The organism is Rossellomorea sp. GQ25, assembly GCF_059758515.1.
This window is the reverse complement of record NZ_JCAXEQ010000003.1, coordinates 329,096-354,254: the sequence shown is the minus strand read 5'-3', so window position 1 is coordinate 354,254 and position 25,159 is coordinate 329,096. Positions and strand designations below refer to the sequence as shown.

Annotated in this window: 25 protein-coding genes and 1 pseudogene; 12 read left to right on the top strand and 14 right to left on the bottom strand. The window is 41.4% G+C overall.

Annotated features, from left to right (window positions below; genetic code table 11):
• Window positions 1–9: 9 nt before the first annotated feature.
• Both AC6CIB_RS12545 and AC6CIB_RS12540 read right to left on the bottom strand, forming a co-directional pair.
• Window positions 10–1,590 carry a long-chain-fatty-acid--CoA ligase gene (locus AC6CIB_RS12545; protein WP_498281112.1) on the bottom strand — a complete coding sequence of 527 codons (1,581 nt, stop codon included), beginning with the start codon at window positions 1,588–1,590 and terminating at the stop codon, window positions 10–12.
• 725 nt (window positions 1,591–2,315) lie between these two features.
• Entirely contained in the window at window positions 2,316–3,782 is a 1,467-nt protein-coding gene (locus AC6CIB_RS12540) for a DEAD/DEAH box helicase (protein ID WP_498281111.1), read from the bottom strand.
• 75 nt (window positions 3,783–3,857) lie between these two features.
• On the opposite strand from AC6CIB_RS12540, the gene AC6CIB_RS12535 reads away from it, so the two are divergent.
• Window positions 3,858–4,313, top strand: a complete 456-nt coding sequence (locus AC6CIB_RS12535) for a hypothetical protein (protein WP_498281109.1) — start codon at window positions 3,858–3,860, stop codon at window positions 4,311–4,313.
• A 199-nt stretch (window positions 4,314–4,512) separates the two neighbouring features.
• Here AC6CIB_RS12535 and AC6CIB_RS12530 read toward each other — a convergent pair.
• Both AC6CIB_RS12530 and AC6CIB_RS12525 read right to left on the bottom strand, forming a co-directional pair.
• Window positions 4,513–4,614, bottom strand: a pseudogene (locus AC6CIB_RS12530) (hypothetical protein); the annotation flags it as partial.
• 5 nt (window positions 4,615–4,619) lie between these two features.
• On the bottom strand, window positions 4,620–5,495 hold the full coding sequence (locus AC6CIB_RS12525; protein ID WP_498281107.1) for a LysR family transcriptional regulator: 876 nt from the start codon (window positions 5,493–5,495) through the stop codon (window positions 4,620–4,622).
• A gap of 293 nt (window positions 5,496–5,788) precedes the next feature.
• Between AC6CIB_RS12525 and AC6CIB_RS12520 the strand changes: the two genes are divergently transcribed.
• Window positions 5,789–6,331, top strand: coding sequence for a flavodoxin family protein (locus AC6CIB_RS12520; protein ID WP_498281106.1), 543 nt, complete (start codon window positions 5,789–5,791; stop codon window positions 6,329–6,331).
• Between the two features lie 178 nt (window positions 6,332–6,509).
• Here AC6CIB_RS12520 and AC6CIB_RS12515 read toward each other — a convergent pair whose 3' ends face one another.
• Complete coding sequence (locus tag AC6CIB_RS12515) at window positions 6,510–6,938, bottom strand: MarR family winged helix-turn-helix transcriptional regulator (protein WP_498281104.1); 429 nt, start codon at window positions 6,936–6,938, stop codon at window positions 6,510–6,512.
• A gap of 177 nt (window positions 6,939–7,115) precedes the next feature.
• On the opposite strand from AC6CIB_RS12515, the gene AC6CIB_RS12510 reads away from it, so the two are divergent.
• The 5 genes from AC6CIB_RS12510 to ymaG all read left to right on the top strand — a co-directional run bounded on the left by AC6CIB_RS12510 (window position 7,116) and on the right by ymaG (window position 10,823).
• Window positions 7,116–7,538 (top strand): organic hydroperoxide resistance protein, encoded by a 423-nt coding sequence (locus AC6CIB_RS12510; RefSeq protein WP_498281102.1) that lies wholly within the window; start codon window positions 7,116–7,118, stop codon window positions 7,536–7,538.
• Between the two features lie 134 nt (window positions 7,539–7,672).
• Window positions 7,673–8,083 carry a VOC family protein gene (locus AC6CIB_RS12505; RefSeq protein ID WP_498281412.1) on the top strand — a complete coding sequence of 137 codons (411 nt, stop codon included), beginning with the start codon at window positions 7,673–7,675 and terminating at the stop codon, window positions 8,081–8,083.
• A 583-nt stretch (window positions 8,084–8,666) separates the two neighbouring features.
• A complete protein-coding gene (locus AC6CIB_RS12500) occupies window positions 8,667–9,755 on the top strand; it encodes an MBL fold metallo-hydrolase (protein ID WP_498281100.1) in 1,089 nt (362 codons plus the stop codon).
• A gap of 68 nt (window positions 9,756–9,823) precedes the next feature.
• Window positions 9,824–10,366: a DUF6944 family repetitive protein gene (locus tag AC6CIB_RS12495; RefSeq protein WP_498281098.1), complete on the top strand. Its 543-nt coding sequence runs from the start codon at window positions 9,824–9,826 to the stop codon at window positions 10,364–10,366.
• A 184-nt stretch (window positions 10,367–10,550) separates the two neighbouring features.
• Window positions 10,551–10,823 carry an inner spore coat protein YmaG gene (gene ymaG / locus AC6CIB_RS12490; protein ID WP_498281097.1) on the top strand — a complete coding sequence of 91 codons (273 nt, stop codon included), beginning with the start codon at window positions 10,551–10,553 and terminating at the stop codon, window positions 10,821–10,823.
• Window positions 10,824–10,984: 161 nt separating this feature from the next.
• Here ymaG and AC6CIB_RS12485 read toward each other — a convergent pair whose 3' ends face one another.
• Window positions 10,985–11,833, bottom strand: coding sequence for a VOC family protein (locus tag AC6CIB_RS12485; protein ID WP_498281095.1), 849 nt, complete (start codon window positions 11,831–11,833; stop codon window positions 10,985–10,987).
• A 15-nt stretch (window positions 11,834–11,848) separates the two neighbouring features.
• A complete protein-coding gene (locus tag AC6CIB_RS12480) occupies window positions 11,849–12,250 on the bottom strand; it encodes a DoxX family protein (protein WP_498281093.1) in 402 nt (133 codons plus the stop codon).
• A 151-nt stretch (window positions 12,251–12,401) separates the two neighbouring features.
• On the opposite strand from AC6CIB_RS12480, the gene AC6CIB_RS12475 reads away from it, so the two are divergent.
• Both AC6CIB_RS12475 and AC6CIB_RS12470 read left to right on the top strand, forming a co-directional pair.
• On the top strand, window positions 12,402–12,716 hold the full coding sequence (locus AC6CIB_RS12475; RefSeq protein WP_498281091.1) for a winged helix-turn-helix transcriptional regulator: 315 nt from the start codon (window positions 12,402–12,404) through the stop codon (window positions 12,714–12,716).
• A 1,308-nt stretch (window positions 12,717–14,024) separates the two neighbouring features.
• Complete coding sequence (locus AC6CIB_RS12470; protein ID WP_498281089.1) at window positions 14,025–15,227, top strand: MFS transporter; 1,203 nt, start codon at window positions 14,025–14,027, stop codon at window positions 15,225–15,227.
• 99 nt (window positions 15,228–15,326) lie between these two features.
• On the opposite strand, the gene AC6CIB_RS12465 is transcribed toward AC6CIB_RS12470, so the two are convergent.
• The gene (locus tag AC6CIB_RS12465; protein ID WP_498281087.1) at window positions 15,327–15,482 is read right to left on the bottom strand and encodes a DUF1540 domain-containing protein; all 156 of its coding nucleotides are present in this window, start codon (window positions 15,480–15,482) and stop codon (window positions 15,327–15,329) included.
• Between the two features lie 143 nt (window positions 15,483–15,625).
• On the opposite strand from AC6CIB_RS12465, the gene AC6CIB_RS12460 reads away from it, so the two are divergent.
• Window positions 15,626–15,901, top strand: a complete 276-nt coding sequence (locus tag AC6CIB_RS12460) for a hypothetical protein (protein ID WP_498281085.1) — start codon at window positions 15,626–15,628, stop codon at window positions 15,899–15,901.
• Between the two features lie 438 nt (window positions 15,902–16,339).
• Here the strand turns inward: AC6CIB_RS12460 and AC6CIB_RS12455 are convergent, their stop codons facing one another.
• Window positions 16,340–17,545: an MFS transporter gene (locus tag AC6CIB_RS12455; protein WP_498281083.1), complete on the bottom strand. Its 1,206-nt coding sequence runs from the start codon at window positions 17,543–17,545 to the stop codon at window positions 16,340–16,342.
• Between the two features lie 171 nt (window positions 17,546–17,716).
• Between AC6CIB_RS12455 and AC6CIB_RS12450 the strand changes: the two genes are divergently transcribed.
• Both AC6CIB_RS12450 and AC6CIB_RS12445 read left to right on the top strand, forming a co-directional pair.
• Window positions 17,717–18,151, top strand: coding sequence for a MarR family winged helix-turn-helix transcriptional regulator (locus AC6CIB_RS12450; protein WP_498281081.1), 435 nt, complete (start codon window positions 17,717–17,719; stop codon window positions 18,149–18,151).
• 12 nt (window positions 18,152–18,163) lie between these two features.
• Window positions 18,164–18,919, top strand: a complete 756-nt coding sequence (locus AC6CIB_RS12445) for a sugar phosphate isomerase/epimerase family protein (protein WP_498281079.1) — start codon at window positions 18,164–18,166, stop codon at window positions 18,917–18,919.
• A 39-nt stretch (window positions 18,920–18,958) separates the two neighbouring features.
• On the opposite strand, the gene AC6CIB_RS12440 is transcribed toward AC6CIB_RS12445, so the two are convergent.
• The 5 genes from AC6CIB_RS12440 to AC6CIB_RS12420 all read right to left on the bottom strand — a co-directional run bounded on the left by AC6CIB_RS12440 (window position 18,959) and on the right by AC6CIB_RS12420 (window position 25,139).
• Window positions 18,959–19,849 (bottom strand): TIGR01777 family oxidoreductase, encoded by an 891-nt coding sequence (locus AC6CIB_RS12440; RefSeq protein WP_498281077.1) that lies wholly within the window; start codon window positions 19,847–19,849, stop codon window positions 18,959–18,961.
• Between the two features lie 278 nt (window positions 19,850–20,127).
• Window positions 20,128–21,357 carry an aspartate kinase gene (locus AC6CIB_RS12435; RefSeq protein WP_498281075.1) on the bottom strand — a complete coding sequence of 410 codons (1,230 nt, stop codon included), beginning with the start codon at window positions 21,355–21,357 and terminating at the stop codon, window positions 20,128–20,130.
• A 47-nt stretch (window positions 21,358–21,404) separates the two neighbouring features.
• Window positions 21,405–23,225, bottom strand: coding sequence for an IucA/IucC family protein (locus tag AC6CIB_RS12430; protein WP_498281073.1), 1,821 nt, complete (start codon window positions 23,223–23,225; stop codon window positions 21,405–21,407).
• A 38-nt stretch (window positions 23,226–23,263) separates the two neighbouring features.
• Window positions 23,264–24,613, bottom strand: coding sequence for a lysine N(6)-hydroxylase/L-ornithine N(5)-oxygenase family protein (locus AC6CIB_RS12425; protein ID WP_498281071.1), 1,350 nt, complete (start codon window positions 24,611–24,613; stop codon window positions 23,264–23,266).
• The gene (locus AC6CIB_RS12420; RefSeq protein WP_498281410.1) at window positions 24,585–25,139 is read right to left on the bottom strand and encodes a GNAT family N-acetyltransferase; all 555 of its coding nucleotides are present in this window, start codon (window positions 25,137–25,139) and stop codon (window positions 24,585–24,587) included. The genes AC6CIB_RS12425 and AC6CIB_RS12420 overlap by 29 nt, the downstream gene beginning before the upstream one ends.
• Window positions 25,140–25,159: the final 20 nt, after the last annotated feature.

Below are 25,159 nucleotides of genomic sequence, written 5' to 3'. Positions count from 1 at the left end.
CTCCTTCTATCAATGAACCATTCGGTCATGATCCTTCCAGAATTCTTTACGGATCACAACCTTTTGGATTTTTCCGGAGGCGGTCTTAGGTAATTCTTTTACAAAGGTAATACTCTTCGGGGCTTTGAAGTGAGCAAGCTTTTCTCTACTAAACTCGATGAGATCCTTTTCCGTTGTGCTGTGACCCTCCCGAAGTACAACCACTGCATGTGGCACTTCTCCCCAACGTTCATGGGGAATGGCAACGACGGCTGCTTCGAGGACACTATCATGTTCATAAAGAGCCCCCTCCACTTCAATAGAAGAGATGTTTTCTCCCCCGCTAATGATGACGTCTTTCATCCGGTCGACAATTTCAATGAAGCCATCCTGGTCAACCGTCGCCATGTCCCCTGTATGCAGCCATCCATCTCGAATGGCTTGATTGGTTGCTTCAGGGTTTTTATAATATCCTTCCATCACTGTATTCGTTCTTGTCACGATTTCTCCAATCGCTTTCCCGTTATGGGGCACTTCATTTCCGAACTCATCCACTACTTTCACCTTGCTGCCAATCATACTGTAGCCGGCTTTCGCCTTTAACCGGTACTTTTCTTCCTTTGGTCTGTCCTGTTCTGAAGATCTCAGGATGGATGTAGTGATAAGTGGAGAGATTTCAGTCATTCCGTACACTTGGATAAACTCCCAGTTCAGATCCTCTTCCACCTTTCGTACAAATGCTGGTGGAGGGGCCGAGCCTGCAATCACAACCCTTACATTTTGGCCGATGGTCCGCTCCCTGTTCAGATAGTTCTCCAGAAGCATATTCAGAACAGTCGGTGCCATATGCATAACCGTTACGCCATGCTTCTCGACTTTATCTAAAATCATCTCAGGGTCTACTTTTCTGAGCATCACCTGGGTCGCACCGTTGGCAGTATAGTAAAAAGGAGATCCCCATCCGTTCACATGGAACATAGGCAGCACGTGAAGCAAAGTGTCCTGATCAGAAACCCGTAAATGATGCATGGATGATAGAGCATGCAGATAATTTGATCTGTGTGTGAGGAGTACTCCCTTCGGATCCCCTGTCGTTCCACTTGTATATAATAATGAAGCGATATCCGTTTCTTCCAGATCTACGCGATCGAAGGCTTCGTCGCTGAATGAGCCGCGCCACTCGTCATAGCCAGGATATCCATCTATAGACTCACCATGGATCACAATATGCTTTAAATTCGGCACCTTAGACAAAATCGGCTGCACCAGCGGATAAAGTTCCTCATCCACAAATAATGCTTTGCTTTCGCTATGAGTCAGAATAAATTGATAATCCGCAGGTTTTAAGCGCGTATTAAGTGGCGTCATGATCCCTCCAACACCGTAGACTCCATAGAACCCCTCCAGCATCTCGGTTGTATTCGGAGCCAGATACGCAACCTTGTCCCCTTTTTCAATCCCGAATTCCATTAGTCCTCTAGACAGTTGATTCACACGGGCATTTAGCTGCTTATATGTCAAACGCTTCACATCGTCAATAATCGCAACCTTTTCTCCATATTGCTCAACTGCCCGATCTAAAAAATCCGTTAACACTAAAGGTATATGCATAAGTACACCCCATCCCTTCTGTTAATTAATGACTGCTGTATTACTTATATTGAATATTTTAGCAGATTCTATTTATTAATTGGGAATATTCAGAAATTATATAGTGGTGTCCTGATTAAAAAAAGCTCCATGTTTTGTTGAAGGATAGTTGACCACTCTTTTCTATTAAGGCTTTGTTAAAACTGATTGTTGATCTTCCACATATTGGAATAGTGAGAAGTGGTAGCCCGCAGGAGCATTGAACTCTTATAAAACGTTCAGTAATCAGGTAACTTTAAGTGAATGGGATGAAAACGGTTTTCAGGGGAAACATAGTGGCAGGCTGTCCATTTTACAGTTTTCGACAAACGGATCATAAGTATAAAAAAGTGGATCATAAATCAGAATTCCGGATCATAAATCCCAAAAGCGGATTATAAATCAGGGGGGAGTCCTATATTACCCTTATTTTTTCTGTCAATCGTACTCTAAAGACATGAAAATCGACTAAATAATCCAATTCCAGTTATAAATTCAATTATTTGGTTAAAATGTTACGTCAAAAGGAAGTGCTTGTATAAAAATAGAAGCCAAGGTGCTATACCATAATAGGTCGTTAGCTTCTTTCCTTAAAAATTCATCAGTCTCGCAAAACGATAAAATTGTCTTTGTGGAAATCAACAGAAATGTTTTACATAGCCTTCCATAAAAAGCATGGTGACACATTGGTCACCATGCTTTTTGGGTTAGCGGCCTCTTCTATTTGAAGAGGGTTTTCCTTGGCTGTTTCTTTTACCGCTGGAGTCGTTTCTTCTAGGTTTGCCAGAATCACTGGGTCTGGATTGTCTGCCTCTTGAGGGACTGACTGAGTCTCCGCCACGTCGGGATGATGATTCTTCCCTTCTCGATCGACGACTGCGTGACGAGTCACCACCTTCACTGTTACGAGACCGACCTCCACGTGGTGATCTTGCTTTTCGCTCTTTATTCGCTTGGATATTCTTTTCCCGTTTATCCTTTGCACTTTCATTGGATCCCTTATGAACAGGTGAGGTTTCCTTAGAAGGAGCAACCTCCACGACACGACGAGGCAATGAACGGCCAATGCCTTTTTCAATCATTTCCAGGTCCTGCTTATCCTTTAATGCCACAAAGGTGATCGCAAGCCCGTCTTTACCGGCACGGCCTGTACGTCCGATTCTGTGAATGTAGCTTTCGACATCTTGAGGAATGTCATAATTAAATACATGAGTAACGCCTTCAACATCAAGACCACGCGCTGCTACATCTGTTGCGATAAGAAGCTGAAGTTTCGCGTCCCTGAACTTCTTCATTACTCCTTCTCGTTTCGCTTGAGACAGGTCACCGTGCAGTTCGTCCACCAGGAATCCTCTCGCTTTCAGATCTCCCAGCAGCTTGCTGACCCTTCTTTTCGTTCGGCAGAAAATGATGCCTAAAAACGGCTGGACATCATGAATCGTTTGACTAAGGGCTTCTAATTTCTGACGATCCGTCGTCTCCACGATTTCCTGCTGGATTTCCTGTACAATTTTTTCTTTTTCCCTAATCTGTACATTATGTGGATTGTTCATATAGCGCTTGCCGATCTTTCGGATATCCTTGGACATCGTCGCAGAAAACAGGGCAGTTTGACGAGTAAACGGCGTCTCGCGAATAATCGACTCCACTTCATCAAAAAATCCGATATGAAGCATTTGATCCGCTTCATCCAGCACAAGGAACGATACATTTGAAAAGTCCACGGTCTCCCGACGAACGTGATCAAGTAAACGACCAGGTGTTCCAATCACGATATGAATCGCTTTATTCTTCAGTCGCTTAATCTGCTTCTCAACATCCTGGCCGCCGTACACAGCTAACACATTTATGTCATCTTCCGTAGAAGAAAGAATCTGATTTAATTCAGCCGTTACCTGAATCGCCAACTCCCTCGTCGGAGTCACAATAAGAGATTGGATCTCATCTCTCGCTGGATTAATTTTGGCAAGCATAGGCAGGAGAAAAGCCATCGTTTTTCCCGTTCCTGTCTGTGCCTGCCCGATCACGTCTTCACCATTTAATAACACAGGGATGGTTTCGCTCTGGATCGGTGTTGGTTCTGTAATCGATTGTTCTTTTAACGCATTGACGTACTTAGGTCCAATTCCTAAGGAAGTAAAATCATTCAATGGGGTCACCTCTTTGTACCCCATTATACCTTTAACTTCTCTGAGAAAATAGGGCACTGTGTTATAATGGAAAAATCGTAAAATGAAATGAGGAATATGATGTTACCATTTGAAGATAAATTAACCATAATCGAAGAGTTCCCTGAACTTTCACGGAAGGACGTTTCATTGAACCGGGTGAATTTCCACTTTGAAGAAAGTCTCTATGAAAAGACGACTGTGGTGTACCACCTGCACCCGAACGGAAACGGATTTGTTTATACGGGCAGTCTCCCCGATTATGAAGCCAATCAAAAAGGACTCGTGAATATCCGTGATTTTTCAGGTGATGAACTCCGCAAAATCATCCGGGCTTCCATTGATCATTTGGCAACGGAAGAAGAAATCGTGCCTCCGGTCCAACAGGTGTGGAAAGATACGGAAGGACATTCCCTCATGTTGATTGAAGAAGATGACCGTTGGAATATTTATGCCGGTGATAACTTGGAGGACTCCTTTGGCGGGTACGATGAAGCTGCGTTGTATTTACGTGAGGAAGGGTTTCGGAGACGCTGATATAGTTTGAAATCTCTCTCAAATGGACCGTTGATAAGAATGGATATTCAAAAAGGACGAATCGGATTTCGATTCGTCCTCTTGTAATGGATTCGGTTCTCGCATCATGTTTTCTTTTCAGAAGGGTGCCTGTCTGGTAAGAAACCAGCCGAAACGGGGATTAATTCGGATTATTTACTTTTATTTCTAAATAGGCATTGAATACGAAGGAAGAGCCCCAACCTAATTTATCCTTCGTTTTCCAGTTTGTGATGACCGAAACAGAGTTCATTTCAGAATCTGTTGCCGCGGGGGTCAGAACGATATTTAATGTGTTAATGATGATATCAATTGTGTTAATGGTGGAGTAAGCCATTTCTTTCTTTGATACACAACTTGCGTATAGACCTCTATTTTTTCATGATGAAACGGAAGTTGAATCACCTTACCGTTTTCTATTTCTTTTCTTACAGCGATTTCAGGTAAGATGGCAATTCCTAAATCATCCGCTACACATTGTTTGATCGCCTCTAGACTGCTAAAAGAAATAACTGATTTAGCCTGTACATTTTCTTCTTTCAGCAACTGTTCCAGCAAGACTCTGTAAGAGCAGCCTTCCTCTGTTAAGATCAGGGTTTCTGATTCAAGTTCCCGCAGGTTCATCACTTGATGTGAACCGAGTCGATGACTGATAGGGGCAATCATGACAAGCTTTTCTTGACGAATCGGAATGGTCGTGAGTTCAGGATGCTCCACATAACGGTCCATTAAAATCGAAAGATCGAATTTCCCTTCAAGCGTCCCTCCTTTTAAATTGGGACAATGCCCGGATTCCAATAGAATCTTTAATTCGGGATGCTTTACTTTTAATTGTTTAATATATGGTGTAATGAAATAGGCAGCCAATGATTCTACCGTTCCGACACGCAGAGTTCCCCTGAGATTACTTTCCTTCAAGATTCGTTCCTCTGCTTCATCTAAAAGGGATAGGATTTTCTCCACATAGTAATAGAGTTCTTCCCCGGATTGTGTTAGGCGCATCTTACGGCCGACCCGCTCAAATAACTTAATGCGATAATGCTCTTCAAGCTTCTTGATTTGCGTCGTCACACTCGATTGAGCATAGCCCAGTTTTTCCCCGGTCTTTGTATAACTTCCCCACTTGGCCACTTCTTTAAAAGTATAAAAATAATTCAGATCCATACCTATCCCCCATCACTATTTACGATAGTTAGTATTGATAATTATAGATAACTTTAATTCTTTAATCAATGATATACTCCAATCCAACACCTTATCAAAAACAATAGGTAGCAACTAATCGGTATGGTACTGTACACTTTAACTATTAAATACATTGGGGGACTATTTAGGAATGATCTTCTTTTCCATTCCGCTTATGGGTCGCTCTTAATCAAATCCCGTCGTATGCAAAGTGGCAGGATAAGAAAGACATAAACTGGATACACAAAATTCATATTGAGGAGTGTTGATTAATGAAAGTATTAGCCCTTTTAGGAAGCACACGAAAAAATGGCAATTCAGAATACCTAGCAAAAAAAATCGTAGAAGGAACCGATCACACCATCGTTTCTCTTGCCGATTTGCATATTGAACCAATCGAAGACTTACGACACTCAGAAGGCGGGTTCTCTCCTGTCGATGATGATTACGAACAACTCGTCCAATTAATGGAACAACATGACGTATTACTATTTGCCACTCCACTCTATTGGTATGGAATGAGCGGTCCTATGAAAAACTTCTTTGACCGCTGGAGTCAGTACCTGCGTGATGAGCGCTTTAACTTAAAAGAAGAGCTAAAAAAGAAAAAAGCATATGTAGTGATTACCGGTGGAAGCTCTGCTAACGTTAAAGGACTTCCTCTTGTACAACAGTTCCATTACATTTTTGAATTCGTGAACATGGAATTTGCAGATTATATAATCGGTGCCGGAGTGAAGCCTGGTGAGATCATGAATGACGTGACATCTTTAGAAAAAGCAGAGCGTTGGAATGCGTTATTTAAAGATAGATGATCCCTATATGGGGTCATCTTCTTTGAAAAGAGCCTTTTATAAAAATCTAGCTTTTTTTAAGGGGATTCGGGCGTAATCACGAAAAACCCAACCGTTTACCATATTACAACAAATACCTCACCAGGATTCTACCATTTTCTCCATAAAAAAAGATGACCAAAGCCATCCCTTCTCTCTTTTACCCCTGAAGCCTTCCCAGTATCGTCGTCAATGTCTGATCCAACCTCTCCAACTCTTCCCCATCCACCTCTAATCGCTCGAGCAACCGAGTCGGAACACAAGTAGCTTTTTCTTTCATCGATTCACCTTTTTCTGTAAGAGAAATCACGACGCTCCGTTCATCTTCAACAGATCGGTGACGCTCGACGAGTCCGTTCGCTTCCATTCTTTTCAGCATAGGCGTTAACGTTCCCGAGTCTAAGAACAATTTCCGCCCCAATTCTTTTACAGATACCGTTCCATCTTCCCAAAGCACTAGCAATGCAAGGTATTGCGGATAAGTCACACCGATTTCTTCAAGTAGCCCACGATATAACTTGGTAATCTCCCGCTCTGCTGTGTAGATCTTAAAACAAATTTGATTCTCTAATAACAAAGGATCTTTCATACATGTGTATTCCTTTCTAGAACAAACTAATTGAGATTATCATACAAAAAAAGATATCAATTATCAAATTTAATTGCGCACAATTTAATTATTGACAATTAAAAACAAAACCGTTAGTATTAATTTTACAATATTAAATTGCGCACAATGAAAAAATACAAATGAGGAGTGAAAGAAATGAATGCATTATACACAGCAAAAGCAACAGCAACAGGTGGACGCGCCGGAAAAGTAACAAGCAGTGACGGAGTATTGGATGTCGGATTGGCAATGCCTAAATCACTTGGGGGTTCTGGAGCAGAAGGAGCAACGAATCCTGAACAATTGTTCGCAGCTGGATATGCGGCTTGTTTCGATAGCGCTCTTAACTTAGTGGCTCGTCAAGAAAAGAAAAAGATTGAATCGAAAGTAGCAGCTGAGGTTTCCATTGGAAAAGATACAGATGGTGGATTCAAACTGGGCGTTGTGTTATCAGTAGCAGTAAGTGGTGTTGAATTAGATGAAGCGAAGCAATTAGTCGAAAAGGCACACGGAGTATGCCCATATTCTAAAGCAACGAATGGCAATATCGATGTTGAATTAAATACTGAATTATTTTAAATAATCGTGGATAGGCAGTTAAATGCCTATCCCATTTTTTCTATATAAAGCGAACATTCGTTCTTGTTTTATTCCAACGGTTTGGACTATAATAAAGATGTATTAAAATTCATACGAACTGGAGTGGAGAAATGATGAAACATCAAGCTGCACCTTATTTTAGTTTTAGTGGCGAAGCGAAAGAAGCATTAGAATATTACAAAGAAGTTTTTGAAGGAGAAGTATTGGCAGTTCAGACTTTTGGTGAGGCTGATTACCCAAGTCCACCGGAAATTGCTGATCAAATCATGCATGCTCACTTTAAAAAAGGAGAGTTTTCCTTTATGATGTCAGATAGCTTTCCTGGTCATCAGCCAACGGTAGGAAACAATATATCCCTTGTCCTTGAGCTGGAAAGTGAAGAGGAAATCGACACTTACTACCGTCGTTTAACTGAAAAAGGAACCGTAGTAATGGAACTTCAAGACACGTTCTGGGGCGCTAAATATGCAAAGGTGAAAGACCCTTATGGCATCAGTTGGGACTTGAATTACACGAAAAAATAAACCAGTGGCTACTGCACCTTCACCCTACCTAATTTATGCAGTAGCCGTTTTTCCACGTTTATACTGATCCATTTCGATTGCATTTATTCCTATTGAAACAACGTCCTATCTCAATCTCCTTCATTCAAGTAAATCTAATATACCAAATTTCACTATTATCATAATGATGGAATCCTATAAGACAATTAAATATATGTTTTATTCAAGACTGTTAAAGTGAATGGAACATGAACATAATTTAAATATACTTATTGGGGGAACCAAAATGGATCTGCATAATGGCCGCTTATATTGGCCTACTACATTAAAAGAGAAGCTTTGATAAACATTATGATGTAGCCATTATCGGAGGAGGAAGGAAATCAGCCACCATCCCTATCCCCAAGCTCCTACTACAGCTATTCCAATCATCCATCTTTTCAAATGATCATACCCTCGCTATGATTAACGGTAGTATAATAAACAATCCTTATGAATTCATAACGGAAATCTTAATTAATTCTGAAATGTGACACTTATTTCATTGGGACAGTCACAAGCTTATCTGAGATAGTAGAAGATATCGAATAAAAGGAGCTGAACCATGCTAATATCTATATTTTTGCTTACCGCTATGATCGTGATAGCCTTCCTGGTTGTCCGGTTTTATCCTGCATTTGGCGAGAAGCCTTCCCTTGAACGTGTTCAGTCATCTCCTCAGCATTCAAAAGGCTCATTTAAAAACCCCAGCCCAACCACTATGGATACCGGCTTTTCCACGTCTCTTACAATGATTCGGGATCTTATGAAAAGAAATGCCAATCGTAAACCTGATTACGATATTCCAAGGGTCCGATTTCCGTCCTTTGACCATCCTCATTCCGTTACGAATGTAACCTGGTTTGGGCACTCAGCTTCCATCATTGAGATTGAGGGAAAAAGACTATTGCTTGATCCCATGTTTGGTCGTGCTCCATCCCCGTTTCCTTGGATGGGCGGGAAGCGGTGTAGCAAAGATCTTCCTTTTCAAGTGAATGAACTCCCTTCTATTGATGCTGTGATCTTTTCACATGATCATTACGATCATTTGGATTATGGTACGATTCGAAATCTTCGAAGCAAAGTAAATCAGTTCTTTGTTCCCATCGGGGTAGGCAGTCACCTTGAGAGATGGGGAATCCATTCCGATCACATTGTAGAGCTTGATTGGTGGGACGAGGTTGAGTGGAAGGGTCTTACTCTGGCTTGTACCCCGGCACGACATTTTTCCGGCAGAAGCTTACATGACCGAAATGCTACCTTATGGTGTTCATGGTGTATCATCGGGAACTCTTCCAGAATCTTTTTCAGCGGAGATAGTGGATATGGACCTCATTTTAAAGAGGTTGGCAATGTATACGGTCCATTCGATTTGTCCCTGATGGAATGTGGTCAATATGATCCCAGATGGGCACCGATTCATATGCTCCCAGAAGAAACTGTACAAGCGCATATTGATGTGAAGGGAAAGCAGCTTTTGCCCATTCATTGGGGAGCTTTTACTTTATCCTTTCATGAATGGACCGACCCCATTAAACGTGTGACGAAAAGCGGGGCAGAACAAGGGGTTCCTGTTGTTACTCCTAGGATTGGGGAAACCTTTCCCACAGGAAGTGATTCTTACCCTTCATCCAAATGGTGGGAAACACCTTAAATGCATTATGAACAATCGATCGCCTAGTTGTATACAATATCTAAGAACTTTAAAGTAGGCGATTAACTATGAGCAATGAACAAAAACTCACGTTCGGAGCATGGGTTGCCGCAATCGGAACGGTCCTTGCCGCTATTGGCAGTACCCCTATTAAAAGCATTCCAGAAGATACTTTACAGTCGTTCAATCTCGTAGGAAATGAACTGCAAGCAACGGGAAATGCATTAGCGGCAGATGCAATAGATGATTTCACCCTGACAAAAGCAGGAAATGAAATTCAAGCGATCGGTAATGTCACTGTTATAGCCGGCATTTTGATTAAGTTTAATGACACGACAAAGCGAGAGTTGAATATTAAAGGAAATCTCCTCCAGGCGCTTGGTGGAGGGGCTGCCCTGACCGATTCATTTAATGAAGAACATACGTTAGAAGAGCTTTATTCAATATACGGCAATCTCCTCCAGGTTATCGGTAACTCCCTACAGGCCATCTCAGACATCCTTGAGTTAAATGAAAGAGACAGCGGGAATATAAATGTGGCGGGAAGCTGGATCCAGGCAATTGGTTCGGTCATATCTGCATTGGTTCAAACGAAGGAATCTTCCTCCTGAAGTTGTTTTACATACTCGATATGTGAGAATGTAAAGCAGCCAGGTTTGCAGCTGCTTTCCATAGTAAAACTCAAAGAATGGTCATAGGCCTATTTTCAAAAAATCTCTCTAGATGGGTTAAATGCCCAGTCCATTTCGAATCGCGGCGAATATTCATAACCTAGATAGAGAGGAGGTTTATGTTATGAATGATTTTCACACTGTAAGTAATGAAACATTTATCAATAATCATGATGTTCGTCGCCCTATCGGACGTGTGGGATTTGGTAGGCCTGGATTTGGATTTGGCTTTGGTGGATTTGGAAGACGACCGTTTGGGTTTGGATTCAACCCGTTTTTAGGGGGCCTTGCCGGTGGACTGCTTGGAGCTACATTATTGAGTCCATTCGCGTATGGATATGGATACGGATATCCTCCACCTTATTATGGTTATCCTCCTTACCCTTATTATTATTAATAAACTCATACAAAAAAGGAGTCAATCGCCGCATTCAATGCGTGTAGGCTCCTTTTTAATGTATTCCTGAGATTCATCCATCGTTTTGCAAATTCACTCCAACCTAAAGGATAGCCTCAGCAAGAGGGACGGACCTCAATGTGAGGTCCGTCCCTCTTCTCTTACAGGCTTAAATAGATTCGGTTGCCTGATGGGTCTTCGGTCAAGGTTTTTCCGTTTTGTTCCTGGATGGGTGCTCCAATGGATTGAAGCTTTCTGATGATGGTGGTGCGTTTTTCTTCGGTTGGGAAGTGAAGGGTAAACCAGTTTAAGCCAACACTGTTTTCAGCTGGTCTCGGAGCTCCTACCCCGTTCCAGGTGTTCAGTCCAATATGATGGTGATATCCACTTGTTGAAATGAAGAGTGCCTGACTTCCGAATCGACTGACTACATCGAAGCCAAGTCCCTTCCCGTAGAATTCTTCTGTTGATTTCAAGTCAGAAACATGCAAATGGATATGTCCCATGACCGTACCGGCTGGAAGTCCATTCCACGATTGTCCAATTGCCTCAGCCAATATTCCTTTTGCATCGATGGGATCAACGGCCATCTTTACCTGATTGCCATTCCATGTCCACTCGGATGAAGGACGGTCCCTGTAAATCTCGATTCCATTTCCATCTGGATCAGATAGATACAGAGCTTCACTGACCAGGTGATCAGAAGATCCCAGTTGAATATTCAGCTTTATTAGATGTTCTAATATTTTTCCCAGGTCTGTTCTATTCGGCAACAACAGGGCAAAGTGGTACAATCCTGTTGTTCTGGGCTGCTTAGGTGAAACATTTTCCGGTTGTTCCAGAGATAATAATGGGTGGATTCCATCTGCCGTCAAAGTCACTCTATTCTCTGTTTGTTCCAGTACTTTAAATCCGATTACTTCTTGGTAAAAGGAAAGAGATCGCTCTAAGTTTTCAACTTTTATATTTACTTTCCCAACGAATGTATGTGGTTCTTTATGAAAATTCATCTTTATTCCTCCCATTCATTCTGACTGTGAAAACTTCTGATCCAATGAAAACAATGAATCCTTAGCCACGACAAAATATAAAGAGATCGCAAGAAGTGCTAAATCAAATTCATATCCAGCCATCTGTCCATTCCCTAAGAAACCGGCAGCAAATTTTACTTTTACGATTGCTCCCAACATGATTAACGCAAATAATCCAGCCACGACACGAGTACCAATCCCCAGGATCATTGCCAATCCACCGACCAACTCAATGATGGCGACTACATAAGCCGCAAACCCTGGCAGTCCTAAGCTTTGAAAGAAACCGACCGTATTTTCGATTCCCCCCTGGAACTTAGTCAAACCGTGAATGAAGAAGGTGATCCCTAAAAATATTCTTAAAATGAGTGCTCCTATTAAGTGATTCTGTAGCATTGTATATTCTTCCTTTCTTAATATTATTTTATTAAAGTTAGTTACTTTATGTAACCTATACTATTTTAATAACTATGTATTGTCAAGTAATTAAATTACTAAAATAGTGACGGTGTGGTATACTAGTTATAAAGAAGGAGGCGTTGACAGAATGCATCAGTCAGAAATTTGTCCAAGATTTGAGAAAGCAATCGGCATCTTAAGTCAACGATGGACAGCACTCATCATTTATCAATTGCTTACCGGTCCACAACGAAACTGCACCATCAAAGACGCAATAGGCATCAGCGGCAGACTTCTTTCAGAGCGTTTGAAGGACCTTGAAGAAGAAGGCATCGTACAGCGAGACGTCTACCCGGAAACACCCGTGCGTATTGAATATTCACTAACTAAAAAAGGGTATTCTTTAGAACCTTTAATGAAAGATATAGAGAAGTGGTCCCAGGAGTGGATTGAGAAGGAATGAAAGACCGTCAGATTGTTGGCGGTTTTTTTGTTTCGTCTTTTGAGGTTGATCTTCATTGAATGATAGGATGTAGTGTGTTCCTTTTTTGGTACCTGTTATGGGGAGATTTAGGGATTGGAGGAGTCTTTTGACAACATAGGGTGAGTCTACTACTAAATACTTTCTTAGTTCTGTATTATTTATCTTTAAACCGATTAACAGCTCATAATCTTTAAGGGCTTGGATATGAGCATCATTATTTCTGCTTTCACATTTCAAACAGAACCAGGTACCATGTTTTCTTACTAAAGGACGATGATTGCAAACTTCACAAAAGACCCCCTTTAATAGATCTCCTTCTATTAATGTTAAATCTCTCTAGAATGGAGGGTTCCGGTTCTTCATGTTGTCTTTTTAATGTGCGAATTAATTTTTTTATGTCTTTTGGCGTAGCCGTCTCTTTTCTCGCAGAATCCTCAATATATTTCACCTTGTCTAATAGAGAATGGCGATGGATGACGATTTTATTAAGGGTTTTGTTATCTGGAGAGGTTTTTATGAATTGTACGATCGTTGCTCATGACTACACATGAGTGAATGGGAATGGAGGGAAATCCGTTCTTCTTTAACCATTTCAATAGCTGGCTCTCCTGTCTTTTGATTTGGATCGTAGGGTCTGGTAAAGGCTGATTCAATACCACCTATTGTTTGAATAAGTTGATTGAAGATAGGGTCGAAATAAGCAGTGCCGGAAAGGATTTGACTTCATATTGAGGATGAATTTGGTTGTGATGAGTAGGGTGCCTATTTGAAAAAAGCTGTCTTTGTAGGGGATTCTGAGATCGTGGAGAATGTAGTATTTTTTAGGATCTAAAAAGCTTAAAAGAGTAATCTAGAGCTTTCTCCCCTTTGAATCCAGCCATTCTCTTCCCAAGTTCATCGGATATCATGTGCAGTTTTGGATGGTTGAGGGGAAGTCGGCGGAGTAAAGCTTGCAAAATCAGGATAATTCGAGGGATGATTCGTTCTTTTTCGATCATTTAATTACTCCAATCGGGTTTTATACTTCATGTATTCTCCTTGAACTATAAATTCCTCCTATGAGGTTATAGATTTAAATTATATCTGCAAACGGCGAAAACCTGGATATAACGGCGAAATTTTCATTATAACGGCGAATTCTCAATTTTAACGGCGAACTGCCTTTTCCAGGCTCTATCACAAGATCACCACACCAACCATTCCCCACCAAAAAAATCATTCCCTTCTACCTCCCACCATAGTATATTTAGAGAAGCGAAATAAATCGACTGCGAGGGACGGACCTATATGTGGAAAAATAAAAATGTATGGATATTATTGATAGGTGAATTTATAGCAGGTCTCGGATTGTGGTTAGGGATCATTGGTAATCTGGAGTTTATGCAGGAAAAGGTGCCTTCCGATTTTCTAAAATCGGTGATTCTCGCTTCCGGGCTGCTCGCCGGGCTTGCTGTTGGACCTTTAGCCGGCAGAATAACGGATCAGGTAAATAAAAAGACTGTGATGCTCATCTCAGGCTTCACCAGGGCATTAAGTGTTATTTTCATGTTGATTGCGATTAATACCGGCTCGGTGCTATGGATGGTTGTCTTCTTAGTGAGCATCCAAATCTCTGCCGCTTTCTATTTCCCTGCTCTGCAAGCTGCCATTCCGATGGTGGTGAAAGAGAAGGATTTACTGCAAATGAATGGGGTTCATATGAATGTTGCCACGCTCTCAAGGATCCTTGGAACTGCGTTAGCAGGTATCCTATTGGTGGTCATATCCTTAACGATGGTATACGTTCTCTCATTAGTGGCGTATCTGGCACTATTTGTGATGACCTTATTCTTATCAATTGAAGAAACAGCGGCTGCCTCTCAACAAGGTGAAAAACCAAAAGGGGCAAGCTTTAAAGAAGTATTTCCTGTCATTAAAGGGCTTCCGATCGTATTTATGACCCTTGTGATGACATTAATTCCACTTCTATTTATCGGCGGTTTCAACTTAATGGTCATCAACATCAGCGAGCTACAGGATAGTTCAGCAATTAAGGGTTGGATCTATACCGCCGAAGGAATTGCCTTTATGACAGGTGCTTTTGCCGTCAAGAAAATGGGTGAAAAAATGTCACCTTATAAAATATTATTCTTTTTTAGCTTCATCATCGGGATTGCGCAAATGATTCTTTATTTTGCAACCAGTCCGATTATGTCAGTGCTTGCTTTTACAGTGTTTGGATTTGCCGTGGGATGCTTCTTCCCGACTGCTGCTACGATTTTTCAAACACGAATACCGAAAGAATTTCACGGCCGTTTCTTCTCGTTCCGTAATATGCTCGACAGACTGATTTTCCAAGTAGTGCTCCTTCTCACAGGATTGCTGCTGGATCTCGTTGGACTCCAAATAATGACGGTTTTATTCGGATTCCTGTCCCTTATCATGACGGGACTGTTCTACACAAGATACCGACAACTCAAAACGACCACTTTATCGGAACAGGCCAGTTGACCAGCTCACTTTTGTGGGCTTTTTTTGTATAAGAATGAGAATTATTATCAATACTATATAAAAAGAAGACAACCACGCCTATGGTTGCCTTCTCTTCCATTACATACCAGGATCGAATGTTTTACAATCTGTTTCTTCACTGTTGTGGGCTTTGTCTCCTTTATGACTGACAACGAAAATCTGGTCTGCAGAGCACTTTTTGCCTTCACGGTTATATTTGCAGTTGCTTACTTCACATAATACGTCTTGTGCCATTTTCAAACACCTCCCTTATTATCTTTAGAGTGTACTTTTTCACCCTGTTTCATACCTGATGCATGGAGAGTACTCAACATATATCTGAAGCTTTCACCATATAATCAAAGAGATATGTTTGATAAGAAGGGAGAATCTTCAGTATGGAGCAAAGACGTCTGTATCATGTTCAAAACCTTGCATTTGAAATCATGGATCAAATGAATTCGGATAACGAAATGAAGAGGACAGATCATTTAAAGCATGTGATCGATCATTTATCCCGTGCAATTGGGAGTCTTACAGATCCAACAGGGACTTTCTCTATTGATTATGTTGAAGAAAAAATTGCCACCGCCCATTATATTTTGTTTAAAAACGAGAAAAAAGTTGCCCGAATAAATTTTGATAAACAATCAGCATCCGCTTTAATTGAATGAGAAAGAGGACTTACCGAAATACGGTAAGTCCTCATCTTCTGTTTAATGCTTTTTTTGAAAAAGAAACTCTATCTCATTATTGGCACAAACCTCCACAAAAGAACAACTCAAACATACTTCCCTATTTGGTTTGCTGCTTGAAGATAAAGGTGCAAAAAGCATACCTTTTAACTTCTCTATGTAATGCAAACCTTTCTTCATTTCTGTCGGTGATGGGGAATGGACGAATTCTTCTCCATTCAACAGGGAAACGATTCTTATTGAGGAAGGAAGTCTTCCAAAGGATCTTTCACAGAGTTGATAATAATTATCATTATCACTAAAAGTAAACCTTACAAACTTTCCTTCTATTTGTCAATAATTAATTGAAAATTATTCTCAATTAGGTCATAAATAAAAAGCATCCCTCTCATGAGAGATGCTTTCTTACCCATTCATCTACAATTCCAATACGCTCGCTTTCTGATTTTCATCTTGATTTCCACGTTTGGTTACTACATTATAAACCAGGATCGTGACGAAGGTCATTCCACTGCAAATGATATACAAAGCCGAAAATCCAAACTGGGATGAAACGACTCCCAATACAAACGATCCAACGGCAATCCCAAGGTCATAAAAAATAAAGAACGTAGCGGTCGCATGCCCTGTTCTCCTCTTAGGGGCATCCTGTAAGGACATGGTTTGAAAACTCGGAAGCAAAGCACCGTAACCAAGTCCGATAAGCGTTCCTGCAACCAACAATAGAAGGACGGAATGAGTAACACTCAATAAGATCAAACCGATGGCAAAAATAATAAGTGACGGATAGATGACCGCATTCGGCCCTGACCTGTCATATAAGCGGCCTGTATAAGGTCGCGATAGTAGCATAGCAGCTGCAAAGACGACAAAAAATAGGCTGACGGACTCAAATAAGTGAATGGATTTAGCATAAACCGATATAAACGACATGATCCCGGAGTAGGCAAATGATGTTAAGAATCCTACAAGGGAAATCGGAATCGCTTTAACTTCTATCAAATCCTTAAAGGTTAATCGTCCCGAAACTTTTGCTTCCACCCCATCGTCCTCCGAAACTTGAATGCCGAATGAACAAAGGAATCCAATGACGATAACAAAGGCAAGACCCATGAACAATGCTGAATAAGGGATCCATTGAATAAGTGCTAACGAAATGAACGGTCCGACTACCACGGCTAAGTTCATTGACATAGCAAAATAACCAAGCCCTTCCCCTTTCCGATGGGGAGGGATCATATCTGCGGCAATCGCAACTAAAACCGTTGTGCCAATACTAAACCAAATGCCATGAAAAAAACGAAGCCCCATTAAAAGATAAAAATCATTAACCCAGAAGTATATGATTGTGGAAATCCCGAAAAGCATGACACTTATGATCAGGGTCTTTTTCTTTCCCAATAGCTCAATGATTTTTCCCGAAAAAGGTCGAACAATGATGGCCGAAAGTAAAAAAATCGTTGTAGCGAGACCTGCCTCCCCTTCCGTTCCGTGAAGTTCATCGATCACGTACAGTGGCAGGACGGTTAACAACGAATAGAAAACTAAAAAGATAAAAAAATTATTCACTAATGCCATAAAAAATGGCCGTGTCCATATAGTTGTTTGATTGGAATGACTCATAAAATTCTCCTTCATTCAATTAATTGCTATACTAATTATATCTACAACATGTATATTTGTAAATATAGTTGTTGTGGCAATTATATTGAATTACTTTTATCGAACCTCTCAAATCACCCTGAGTTTCATGTATGATAAAGAGAAGAAATTGAATGTAGTAGGTGAAAAATAATGACGATGTCCCGTGATGAATCCATTGGCTTATATACGAACCATACTGTAAAGAATATTATTCGATTCCTTACAGTTCATCTGAAAGAATTTGATGTGACACCCGAGCAGTGGACGGTGTTGAAGCGATTAGCTGAACAGGATGGAATAAGTCAAAAACAACTGGCCTTGAAATCAGAAAAAGATCAGCCGACCCTGACCAGGATATTAGACATATTGGAACGGAAAGAACTGATCTACAAACAGAAAAACACAGAGGATAGAAGATCTTTCCTTATTTTTATCACTGAGAAAGGGATGACAGCGAAGGATGAACTGTCTCCATTTATAGAAGGATTATATGAAGAGACCCTTCTTAAAGGAATTTCTGAGGAGGACTTAGAAGTTTATAAAAGTGTTCTTGCTAAAATCAATGAGAACATGACAAGAGGATAGGAGTGTGTGAAGATGAAACAAATTCCGATTGCCCTGCAAATGTATACATTACGAAATGAGTTGGAAAAAGACTTTACAGGAACACTTCAAAAAGTGGCCGAACTGGGCTATGAGGGGGTTGAACTGGCAGGCGATGGAGGGCTATCAGCAAAAGAGCTTAAGAAAACACTCGATCAGCTGGAACTGCGGGTCGCTTCCAGTCATGTACCGCTAACCGACTTAAGAAGTGATGTGAGCAAAGTGATTCACGATCAGCTGGAGCTTGGCAGCAGCTACATTGTGTGTCCGTATCTGCTGCCTGAAGAAAGAACCGAGGAACATTATGTTCAATTAGTCGATGACCTGAACTCATTTGGTGAAAGGTGTTCACACGAAGGGATTACCCTGTGCTATCACAATCACGAATTCGAATTATCCACACTATCTAACGGGAAAACAGCACTTGATACAATTCTTTCTGAAACCAATCCCCATTGGGTCAAAGCAGAGTTTGATATTTATTGGCTGACCTATGCTGGTGAAAATCCGGTGGAATGGCTGAATCGTTACCATGGTAGGACCCCTCTGGTTCATTTAAAAGATATGACGACTGACGGGAAACAATTTTTTGCTGAATTGGGTACGGGTGGTGTGGACATTGCTTCTGTCTTAGACTATGGCGTACATAATGATGTGAACTGGTGGATTGTCGAACAGGACGAGTCCAGGATTCCTCCCTTTGATAGCGTGCGGATGAACCTTGAATACCTACGACGTAACAAAATCTGATATCAAAAGGACTTGTTAGCGATCAAGTCCTTTTTTCCATTAGTTAGACAAAATGTGTCCGAGTGCCTTTTCCATCGTGTCATATTTAAATTCGTATCCGGCAGTCTTTAATCGTTCCGGAATGACCCACCTACTTTTCAGGACCAATTCTGTTTCGGTTTTGATAAGCATGGCGCCTGCTTCGAGCATCCACTTCGGGCTTGGCAGCCCTATCTTTTTGTTCATCATCGTACGTAAATGTGCCATGAATTCTCGATTCGTGACAGGATCTGGGGAAGAGCAGTTGAACACTCCGCGTAGCTTCTTTTGTTCCATAAGAAATAGCATAATGTGAAACACATCTTCTATATGAATCCAGCTAAATCTCTGATTTCCCGGCCCCTGTACACCTCCGAGACCAAATCTGACTAAGTTCATATATGGTGTCATGACTCCGCCACCAGGTCCTAATACAATGGCAATCCGTAAGGCTGCTTGTCTGGTTGCTGGTAAGCGGTATGAGAAGAACGCTTTCTCCCACTCCTTCGCTACCTCAACGGAGAAACCTGTACCGATGTCACCATCATACTCTGTCATTGGCCGGTCTTCTGCATGGCGATAAATCGTTGCCGTACTCGAATTGATCCATAGGGACGGAGGATTTTTGCACTGTAAAAGGGCATCCCCCAGTGCCTTGGTCGTTTCCGTTCTGGATTGAAATATTTCTGCTTTATTTTTCTCATTATAACGGCAGTCGACAGATTTCCCTGCGAGGTTTATGAGCAGATTTGCTCCTTCTAATGATTGAACCATCCCCTCTTGATCTTCCCAGGAAACATGGGGAGACTGCCTAGAAATGATCGTCACTACATAACCCATTTCAAGAAATTTCTTCTGAAGATACTGACCGATAAAGCCTGTTCCCCCAGCTACCACAACTTTCTTTCCCACTTGATCAACTCTTTTCTCTTATAGAATAATGGAGTTTCCATTTTTGTGAAACACTTCACATAAATTATACCAAATGTTGTAACTTCTATAAACCATATTTTCTCTTTCAGCAAGGTTCAACATCTTTTCCCAGGAAATGATGTTGAATCTTATCGTAGCTACGTGAAAAAAGGAGAAAAAATCGGTTTTGATGAACTCGATTCTTTCTCCTTTTCACTTAAGATAATATAAAGAAGGATTTCAGATTACACCCATGAGTGATTGTATGTGCCTTTGATTTACACAGACGCCTTCATCATGGCTTCATAATCCAATCCAAACCCGGTATGCAAACGTTCTGCCGCCAGCTGGACCTGCCTTTTCTCAACGACTGCCGTTACGCTAATAGAAGATTCACCCACAAGTTTCACTCTCACGGCATTTTCCAATAAAATTTTGCACATGTCCATTTTTATGGCCGGCTGTGATTTAATATTTTGCCCGATTACCGAAACCTTTGATAGACCTCCTTTTCGTTCAATTCGTGAGTACATCCATTTCTCTTTCTCTTTATCCAAGATCGATAATGCCTCTTGAAGGTCTTGTTCCTTGATCAATAAGGATAATGAGTCTCTACAGCTTTGTTTATAAACATCTGCCTGAATATGATGTGCTGCCAGTTCACACATTAATACTTCTTGGAAACCCTCAATATCTTTACAATCAAAGATCTCTAATCTATTGATATCTGCTTCAAATGTGACACCAATCACAGGGGTCGACCCATTATGTTTTGCCTTCCCATGAATCATGGTACCCCTGCCCTTTTCAAAGCTGGATTTTATATAGAGAGGAATTCGGTATTTTTTCGCGTGTTTAACCGCCCTTGGATGTAGTACACCTGCTCCCATGGAGGCTAAATTCTCCATATCTTCATAGGAAATAGAAGTGATTTTCGATGCTTTGGGAACAAACCTGGGATCTGAGGTGTATACTCCGTCTACATCAGTATAGATGTCACACCGATCTGCCTTTAACGCGGACGCAAGAGCAGCTGCCGTGATATCGGATCCTCCTCTTCCCAAAGTGGAAATGTCCCCATCCTCCGTTACTCCTTGGAAACCTGCGACCACCACCACTTGTCCATTATCCAATTCGTTCCTGATACGACCTGTATCAATGGATTGAATATGAGCATTTCCAAGGATGCAATCCGTTTGAATGCCAGCCTGCCACCCTGTCAAAGAAATAGCCTCCACCCCTTGTTGTTGAAGAGCCATTGTTAGTAGAGAAATCGTTACTTGTTCACCCGTTGACAAAAGCATATCCATCTCTCTTTTACTTGGTTCACTAGTGATGTCATTAACCAACTTTACAAGTGCATCGGTGGTTTTCCCCATAGCAGAAACGACTACAACGACGTCATGACCTTTTTCCTTCTCCTGTATGACTCTGTCTGCCATTCGTTTTATTCTCTCGGTAGAACTAACAGAGGTTCCACCGAATTTCTGCACAACAATTGTACTCAAAGATGATCCTCCTTTCTATTTGAGAATTAAAGCTGTTGATTGGATGATCAGATTGACCCAACAGTCCGGTTTATTTTAAATAAAGCCAAAGCGTTTGTTACTTTCCCGAATTCGGAAGCGTGTGGGCGGTCATCGTCATCAGAGTATCCGTAGTCCACCATACGGTTCCTGTTCAGGCATAATTTCGTAAGCTCTGGTTTAAAGAAGTCAAACAGCTTGAAACGTTCTTGTAATTGCGGGAATCGTTCCTGATAGTTGATTATTGAGTCAGCAAGGAGACCCCAGAATGTTTCTTCTTCCATCACTTGATTGTTCTTTAACAGGTTGCACAAGTATCTCAAGTGACAAATAAAGAGACCTGTGAAGATGAACTGTGTAAGCCCTTCAGGCGGCTCTGTTCGAAGGACCGCTTTAAATTCAGATGACAGCCCTTGTAGTTCAGGAAAATCCTGATCTGAAATGTTGACGTCATCAACAAAATCTTTAATCGCTAAACGGTGAGGTTTCGCATCCTTCAACACGACAATCGTATTTTGTCCATGAGGAGAGAATACCGTTCCGTATTGGTAAAGGTAATGAAGGAGAGGATCCATTACGACTTTGAAAAATTGCTTCATCCATTCTTCTGCGTCCAGGCCTGATTGTTCAATTAAACTGACAACATACGGTTTATTGTTATGATCTTCATACAATAAGGCAGCCAGTGTAATCGCTTGTTCTCCGTCTTCTAAATACGTATAGATACTTTCTCTCCATATGGTTCCAAGCATCTCCAAGTATTGATAAGGTGCCTGCTTTAATTGTGTATAGTAGTGGTGATTTACATTCATACTGGCATTCTCCCCTGGCAGGATGACCCGGCATTCGTCTTTTAAAAATGGATCCTTTTCAGCCATTCCCTTAATAAACTCTGTCACCTTGGGAGCGATCAGCGTTCGTTCTGCCGGCAGTCCCCGATAAACAAGGGTGTTCAAAATACTCATCGGAAGTTTCACATGATGCTTATCTTTGTTTGTTCGATTCACAAATGTGCGGATCGACTGCTGAGGAAGGTAGCGGTCTTCTCCCTCTCCTAAAGGAATGATTCGACCCATGGCCAGTTCCTCGGGGAAATTATGAATCAGCGTGTTTTTCCATTGCCATTCGTGCACCGGCAAGTAATAGTATTCCGATGGTTCGCTTCCATTTTGTTTAACGATCTCATCAAAACGGATTCGATCTTTCTCACTTAGTTCATCTGCGATCAACGTTTGATAATCCAATCCTTCCACAGATTGAAATGATGCGATGTCGTTATGAACGGCTATCCAGGATAGCCGGACCTCTTTCTGCTGTTCAGGAGCAAAGGCAAGGTAGTCATCATATCCGAACCCGATTCTCCCTTTGTTATATGTAATCCATGGGTGGCCAGTCATATAGCCTTCAAGGGTGGCGTAGTCTTCATGAATCAGTTCGTCCGATGTTTTCGTTTCTTTTTCAAGAAGATGGGCATCTGCTATTAACGTACTGTTCATTTCCTTGATTAAATGCCCCGCCGTCTCAGATGACATCCCGATGACCTCCTGGAGATCGACCAATAGCTCTATTGCACTATCAGCTTCCTTTCTTCCTCCATTTTCAACGATATATACCGTTGTCCATTTCACATCGAAACTATCAAACCATCGTTTTTGTGCGATATAGTGATAGTGCTTTGAATCAGAGACCTGCAGGGAGTATTCGATATCCTCTCCTTCTTCTGAGAGGATTTCAGGCCGGATCATATCTTCATACATATACTCAGACAGCATTTTACCTATCAATTTCTTATTCACTTTCGTCCAGCTATCGCTCTTAAATACACGTTGAATTTCTTCACTGAATAACATATTATCCCTTCTTTCACTTAGTCTATGCCCTCTTTGCATCAGAGAGGAACCGGAATGTGCGCTGTTTTCGTTCCAAAGGTTTGAAACACATTTTTGGTCTGAACCGGATATACTTCTCTTCCTGTTATGGTATTGATGATGATCGCATTACGGTGTGCCCCGAGTCCAAGATCAGGTGCCCCGACTCCATGAGTATGCATCTCACCGTTCTGTACAAAGATTTCACTCGTACCTTCTACATAGGTTTCTAATCGATAATCTTCCTTGATTATGTATCTATCATACTCATCCCAGGCAATCCATTCTTTCATTTTTGAAAGGAATCCCGGGAATGCAGGCTTGTAGCCAGTGCCAAGAATGATAATATCTGCCTTATCTACGAAATGTTCGTCCTTGATCCGATGATAGCCATGCAGCTCAAAGGACGTTTCAGTCTTTTCTATCCCGACGATTTCTGTCATGGCCTGTAAGGCGATTTCCGGATCCACGCAGCCTACGGATCGCTCATATATATAATTGTATATATCGGCGATCGTTTCTGAACTGATCCCTTTATAAAGAAGACCTTGTTCCTGTAGGAGCTGATCCTTCTTTTCCTGTGGAAGCTGATAAAAGAACCGGGTATAATCAGGTGAAAAATACTCAAGGCCCAGTTTTGAATATTCCATCGGGAAGAATCCCTTTGAACGTGTATACCATTGCAGAGAAAATCCATGATTCTCCTGCTCTTTGGCTACATCAAGAAACACTTCGGCTGCACTTTGGCCTGATCCGATCACAGCAACCGATTCAGCTTGTGTACATATCTCCTTTTTGGATAAATAGTCGGCACTGTGAAATACGGTTTTGCCCAGCATTTCCTGAAATGCTTCAGGTACAGAAGGAACAGAACCAATTCCGAGTACGAGATGTTTCGTGAACAATGTCTCTGTTTGTTGAAGGGCCTCATTCCATACGGTGACTTCATATACACTTTCCCCACTTCCCAATTGGACTGGGACAACCCTTTGGACATCCATTCCAAATTGGCAAGTATCCAACTGCTCACTCACCCATTGGCAATAATGGTTATATTCTTTTCGGAGGATGTGGAATTTTTCCAGAAAATAAAAGTGATATAAGCGGTTATGAGCCTCCAGGTAGCGGAGAAAGCTGTAATCACTTCTTACGTCTGCCATACTGACTAAATCCGCAAAGAAAGGCACTTGTAAGGTCGTACCGTCAATCAACATTCCCGGATGCCAATCGAAGGCTTTCTTTTTCTCCAAAAATAAGCTTTTCACTTCGGGTACCGAATCCAATAAGGCGGCTAACCCTAGATTAAACGGACCTAATCCGATTCCAATGATGTCATACAAATCATTTGATGTTTTCGTAGACTCCTTCATTCAGCCACCTCTTTTCAAATTCGCTTCTCTCACAAAACATAAGCATTCCGGTTTTGTCAGGGAGAGTAATTGGTTTAACGGGTTTAAAACCGCATTTTTCAAAAACATGGATCATTTTGTCATTTCGAATATCCGGCTCCGCTACGACTTTAGTAGTCTTCGATTCTTGAAACTGAAACGAAACCATGGCTCGTAATAATGGCAGGGAAAGTCCTTTACCAAGATACTCCCTCTCACCAATTAACAGATGCACACCTTGATCGAAAGAAGCGGAAGGATACGTTTCCTCCACCACGTCGCCTTTTACCCAATAGGCCTCCCAGTAACTCATTGCCACACCGTCAAGATACCCTGCGTAGAGGGTTTGATGTGAATCAGACAAAGCTTTTTTCAAATGGTCTTGAAACTTTTCAAATGGAATATTTAAATTCCAAAATGGATGGACATGCTCCTCCATCATCCATTTATGGACAAGCTCTACATCCCGGTCGAAATCGATTTTCTTAAATTGAATCGTCTTTTGGATTTCTTGATCATACACTTCGA

What these genes read in the sequence shown, in the direction of transcription:
- AC6CIB_RS12545 (WP_498281112.1), bottom strand. Translation starts at nt 1,590, where the DNA reads ATGCATATACCTTTAGTGTTAACGGATTTTTTAGATCGGGCAGTTGAG.
- AC6CIB_RS12540 (WP_498281111.1), bottom strand. Translation starts at nt 3,782, where the DNA reads ATGGGGTACAAAGAGGTGACCCCATTGAATGATTTTACTTCCTTAGGA.
- AC6CIB_RS12535 (WP_498281109.1), top strand. Translation starts at nt 3,858, where the DNA reads ATGTTACCATTTGAAGATAAATTAACCATAATCGAAGAGTTCCCTGAA.
- AC6CIB_RS12525 (WP_498281107.1), bottom strand. Translation starts at nt 5,495, where the DNA reads ATGGATCTGAATTATTTTTATACTTTTAAAGAAGTGGCCAAGTGGGGA.
- AC6CIB_RS12520 (WP_498281106.1), top strand. Translation starts at nt 5,789, where the DNA reads ATGAAAGTATTAGCCCTTTTAGGAAGCACACGAAAAAATGGCAATTCA.
- AC6CIB_RS12515 (WP_498281104.1), bottom strand. Translation starts at nt 6,938, where the DNA reads ATGAAAGATCCTTTGTTATTAGAGAATCAAATTTGTTTTAAGATCTAC.
- AC6CIB_RS12510 (WP_498281102.1), top strand. Translation starts at nt 7,116, where the DNA reads ATGAATGCATTATACACAGCAAAAGCAACAGCAACAGGTGGACGCGCC.
- AC6CIB_RS12505 (WP_498281412.1), top strand. Translation starts at nt 7,673, where the DNA reads ATGAAACATCAAGCTGCACCTTATTTTAGTTTTAGTGGCGAAGCGAAA.
- AC6CIB_RS12500 (WP_498281100.1), top strand. Translation starts at nt 8,667, where the DNA reads ATGCTAATATCTATATTTTTGCTTACCGCTATGATCGTGATAGCCTTC.
- AC6CIB_RS12495 (WP_498281098.1), top strand. Translation starts at nt 9,824, where the DNA reads ATGAGCAATGAACAAAAACTCACGTTCGGAGCATGGGTTGCCGCAATC.
- ymaG (WP_498281097.1), top strand. Translation starts at nt 10,551, where the DNA reads ATGAATGATTTTCACACTGTAAGTAATGAAACATTTATCAATAATCAT.
- AC6CIB_RS12485 (WP_498281095.1), bottom strand. Translation starts at nt 11,833, where the DNA reads ATGAATTTTCATAAAGAACCACATACATTCGTTGGGAAAGTAAATATA.
- AC6CIB_RS12480 (WP_498281093.1), bottom strand. Translation starts at nt 12,250, where the DNA reads ATGCTACAGAATCACTTAATAGGAGCACTCATTTTAAGAATATTTTTA.
- AC6CIB_RS12475 (WP_498281091.1), top strand. Translation starts at nt 12,402, where the DNA reads ATGCATCAGTCAGAAATTTGTCCAAGATTTGAGAAAGCAATCGGCATC.
- AC6CIB_RS12470 (WP_498281089.1), top strand. Translation starts at nt 14,025, where the DNA reads ATGTGGAAAAATAAAAATGTATGGATATTATTGATAGGTGAATTTATA.
- AC6CIB_RS12465 (WP_498281087.1), bottom strand. Translation starts at nt 15,482, where the DNA reads ATGGCACAAGACGTATTATGTGAAGTAAGCAACTGCAAATATAACCGT.
- AC6CIB_RS12460 (WP_498281085.1), top strand. Translation starts at nt 15,626, where the DNA reads ATGGAGCAAAGACGTCTGTATCATGTTCAAAACCTTGCATTTGAAATC.
- AC6CIB_RS12455 (WP_498281083.1), bottom strand. Translation starts at nt 17,545, where the DNA reads ATGAGTCATTCCAATCAAACAACTATATGGACACGGCCATTTTTTATG.
- AC6CIB_RS12450 (WP_498281081.1), top strand. Translation starts at nt 17,717, where the DNA reads ATGACGATGTCCCGTGATGAATCCATTGGCTTATATACGAACCATACT.
- AC6CIB_RS12445 (WP_498281079.1), top strand. Translation starts at nt 18,164, where the DNA reads ATGAAACAAATTCCGATTGCCCTGCAAATGTATACATTACGAAATGAG.
- AC6CIB_RS12430 (WP_498281073.1), bottom strand. Translation starts at nt 23,225, where the DNA reads ATGTTATTCAGTGAAGAAATTCAACGTGTATTTAAGAGCGATAGCTGG.
- AC6CIB_RS12425 (WP_498281071.1), bottom strand. Translation starts at nt 24,613, where the DNA reads ATGAAGGAGTCTACGAAAACATCAAATGATTTGTATGACATCATTGGA.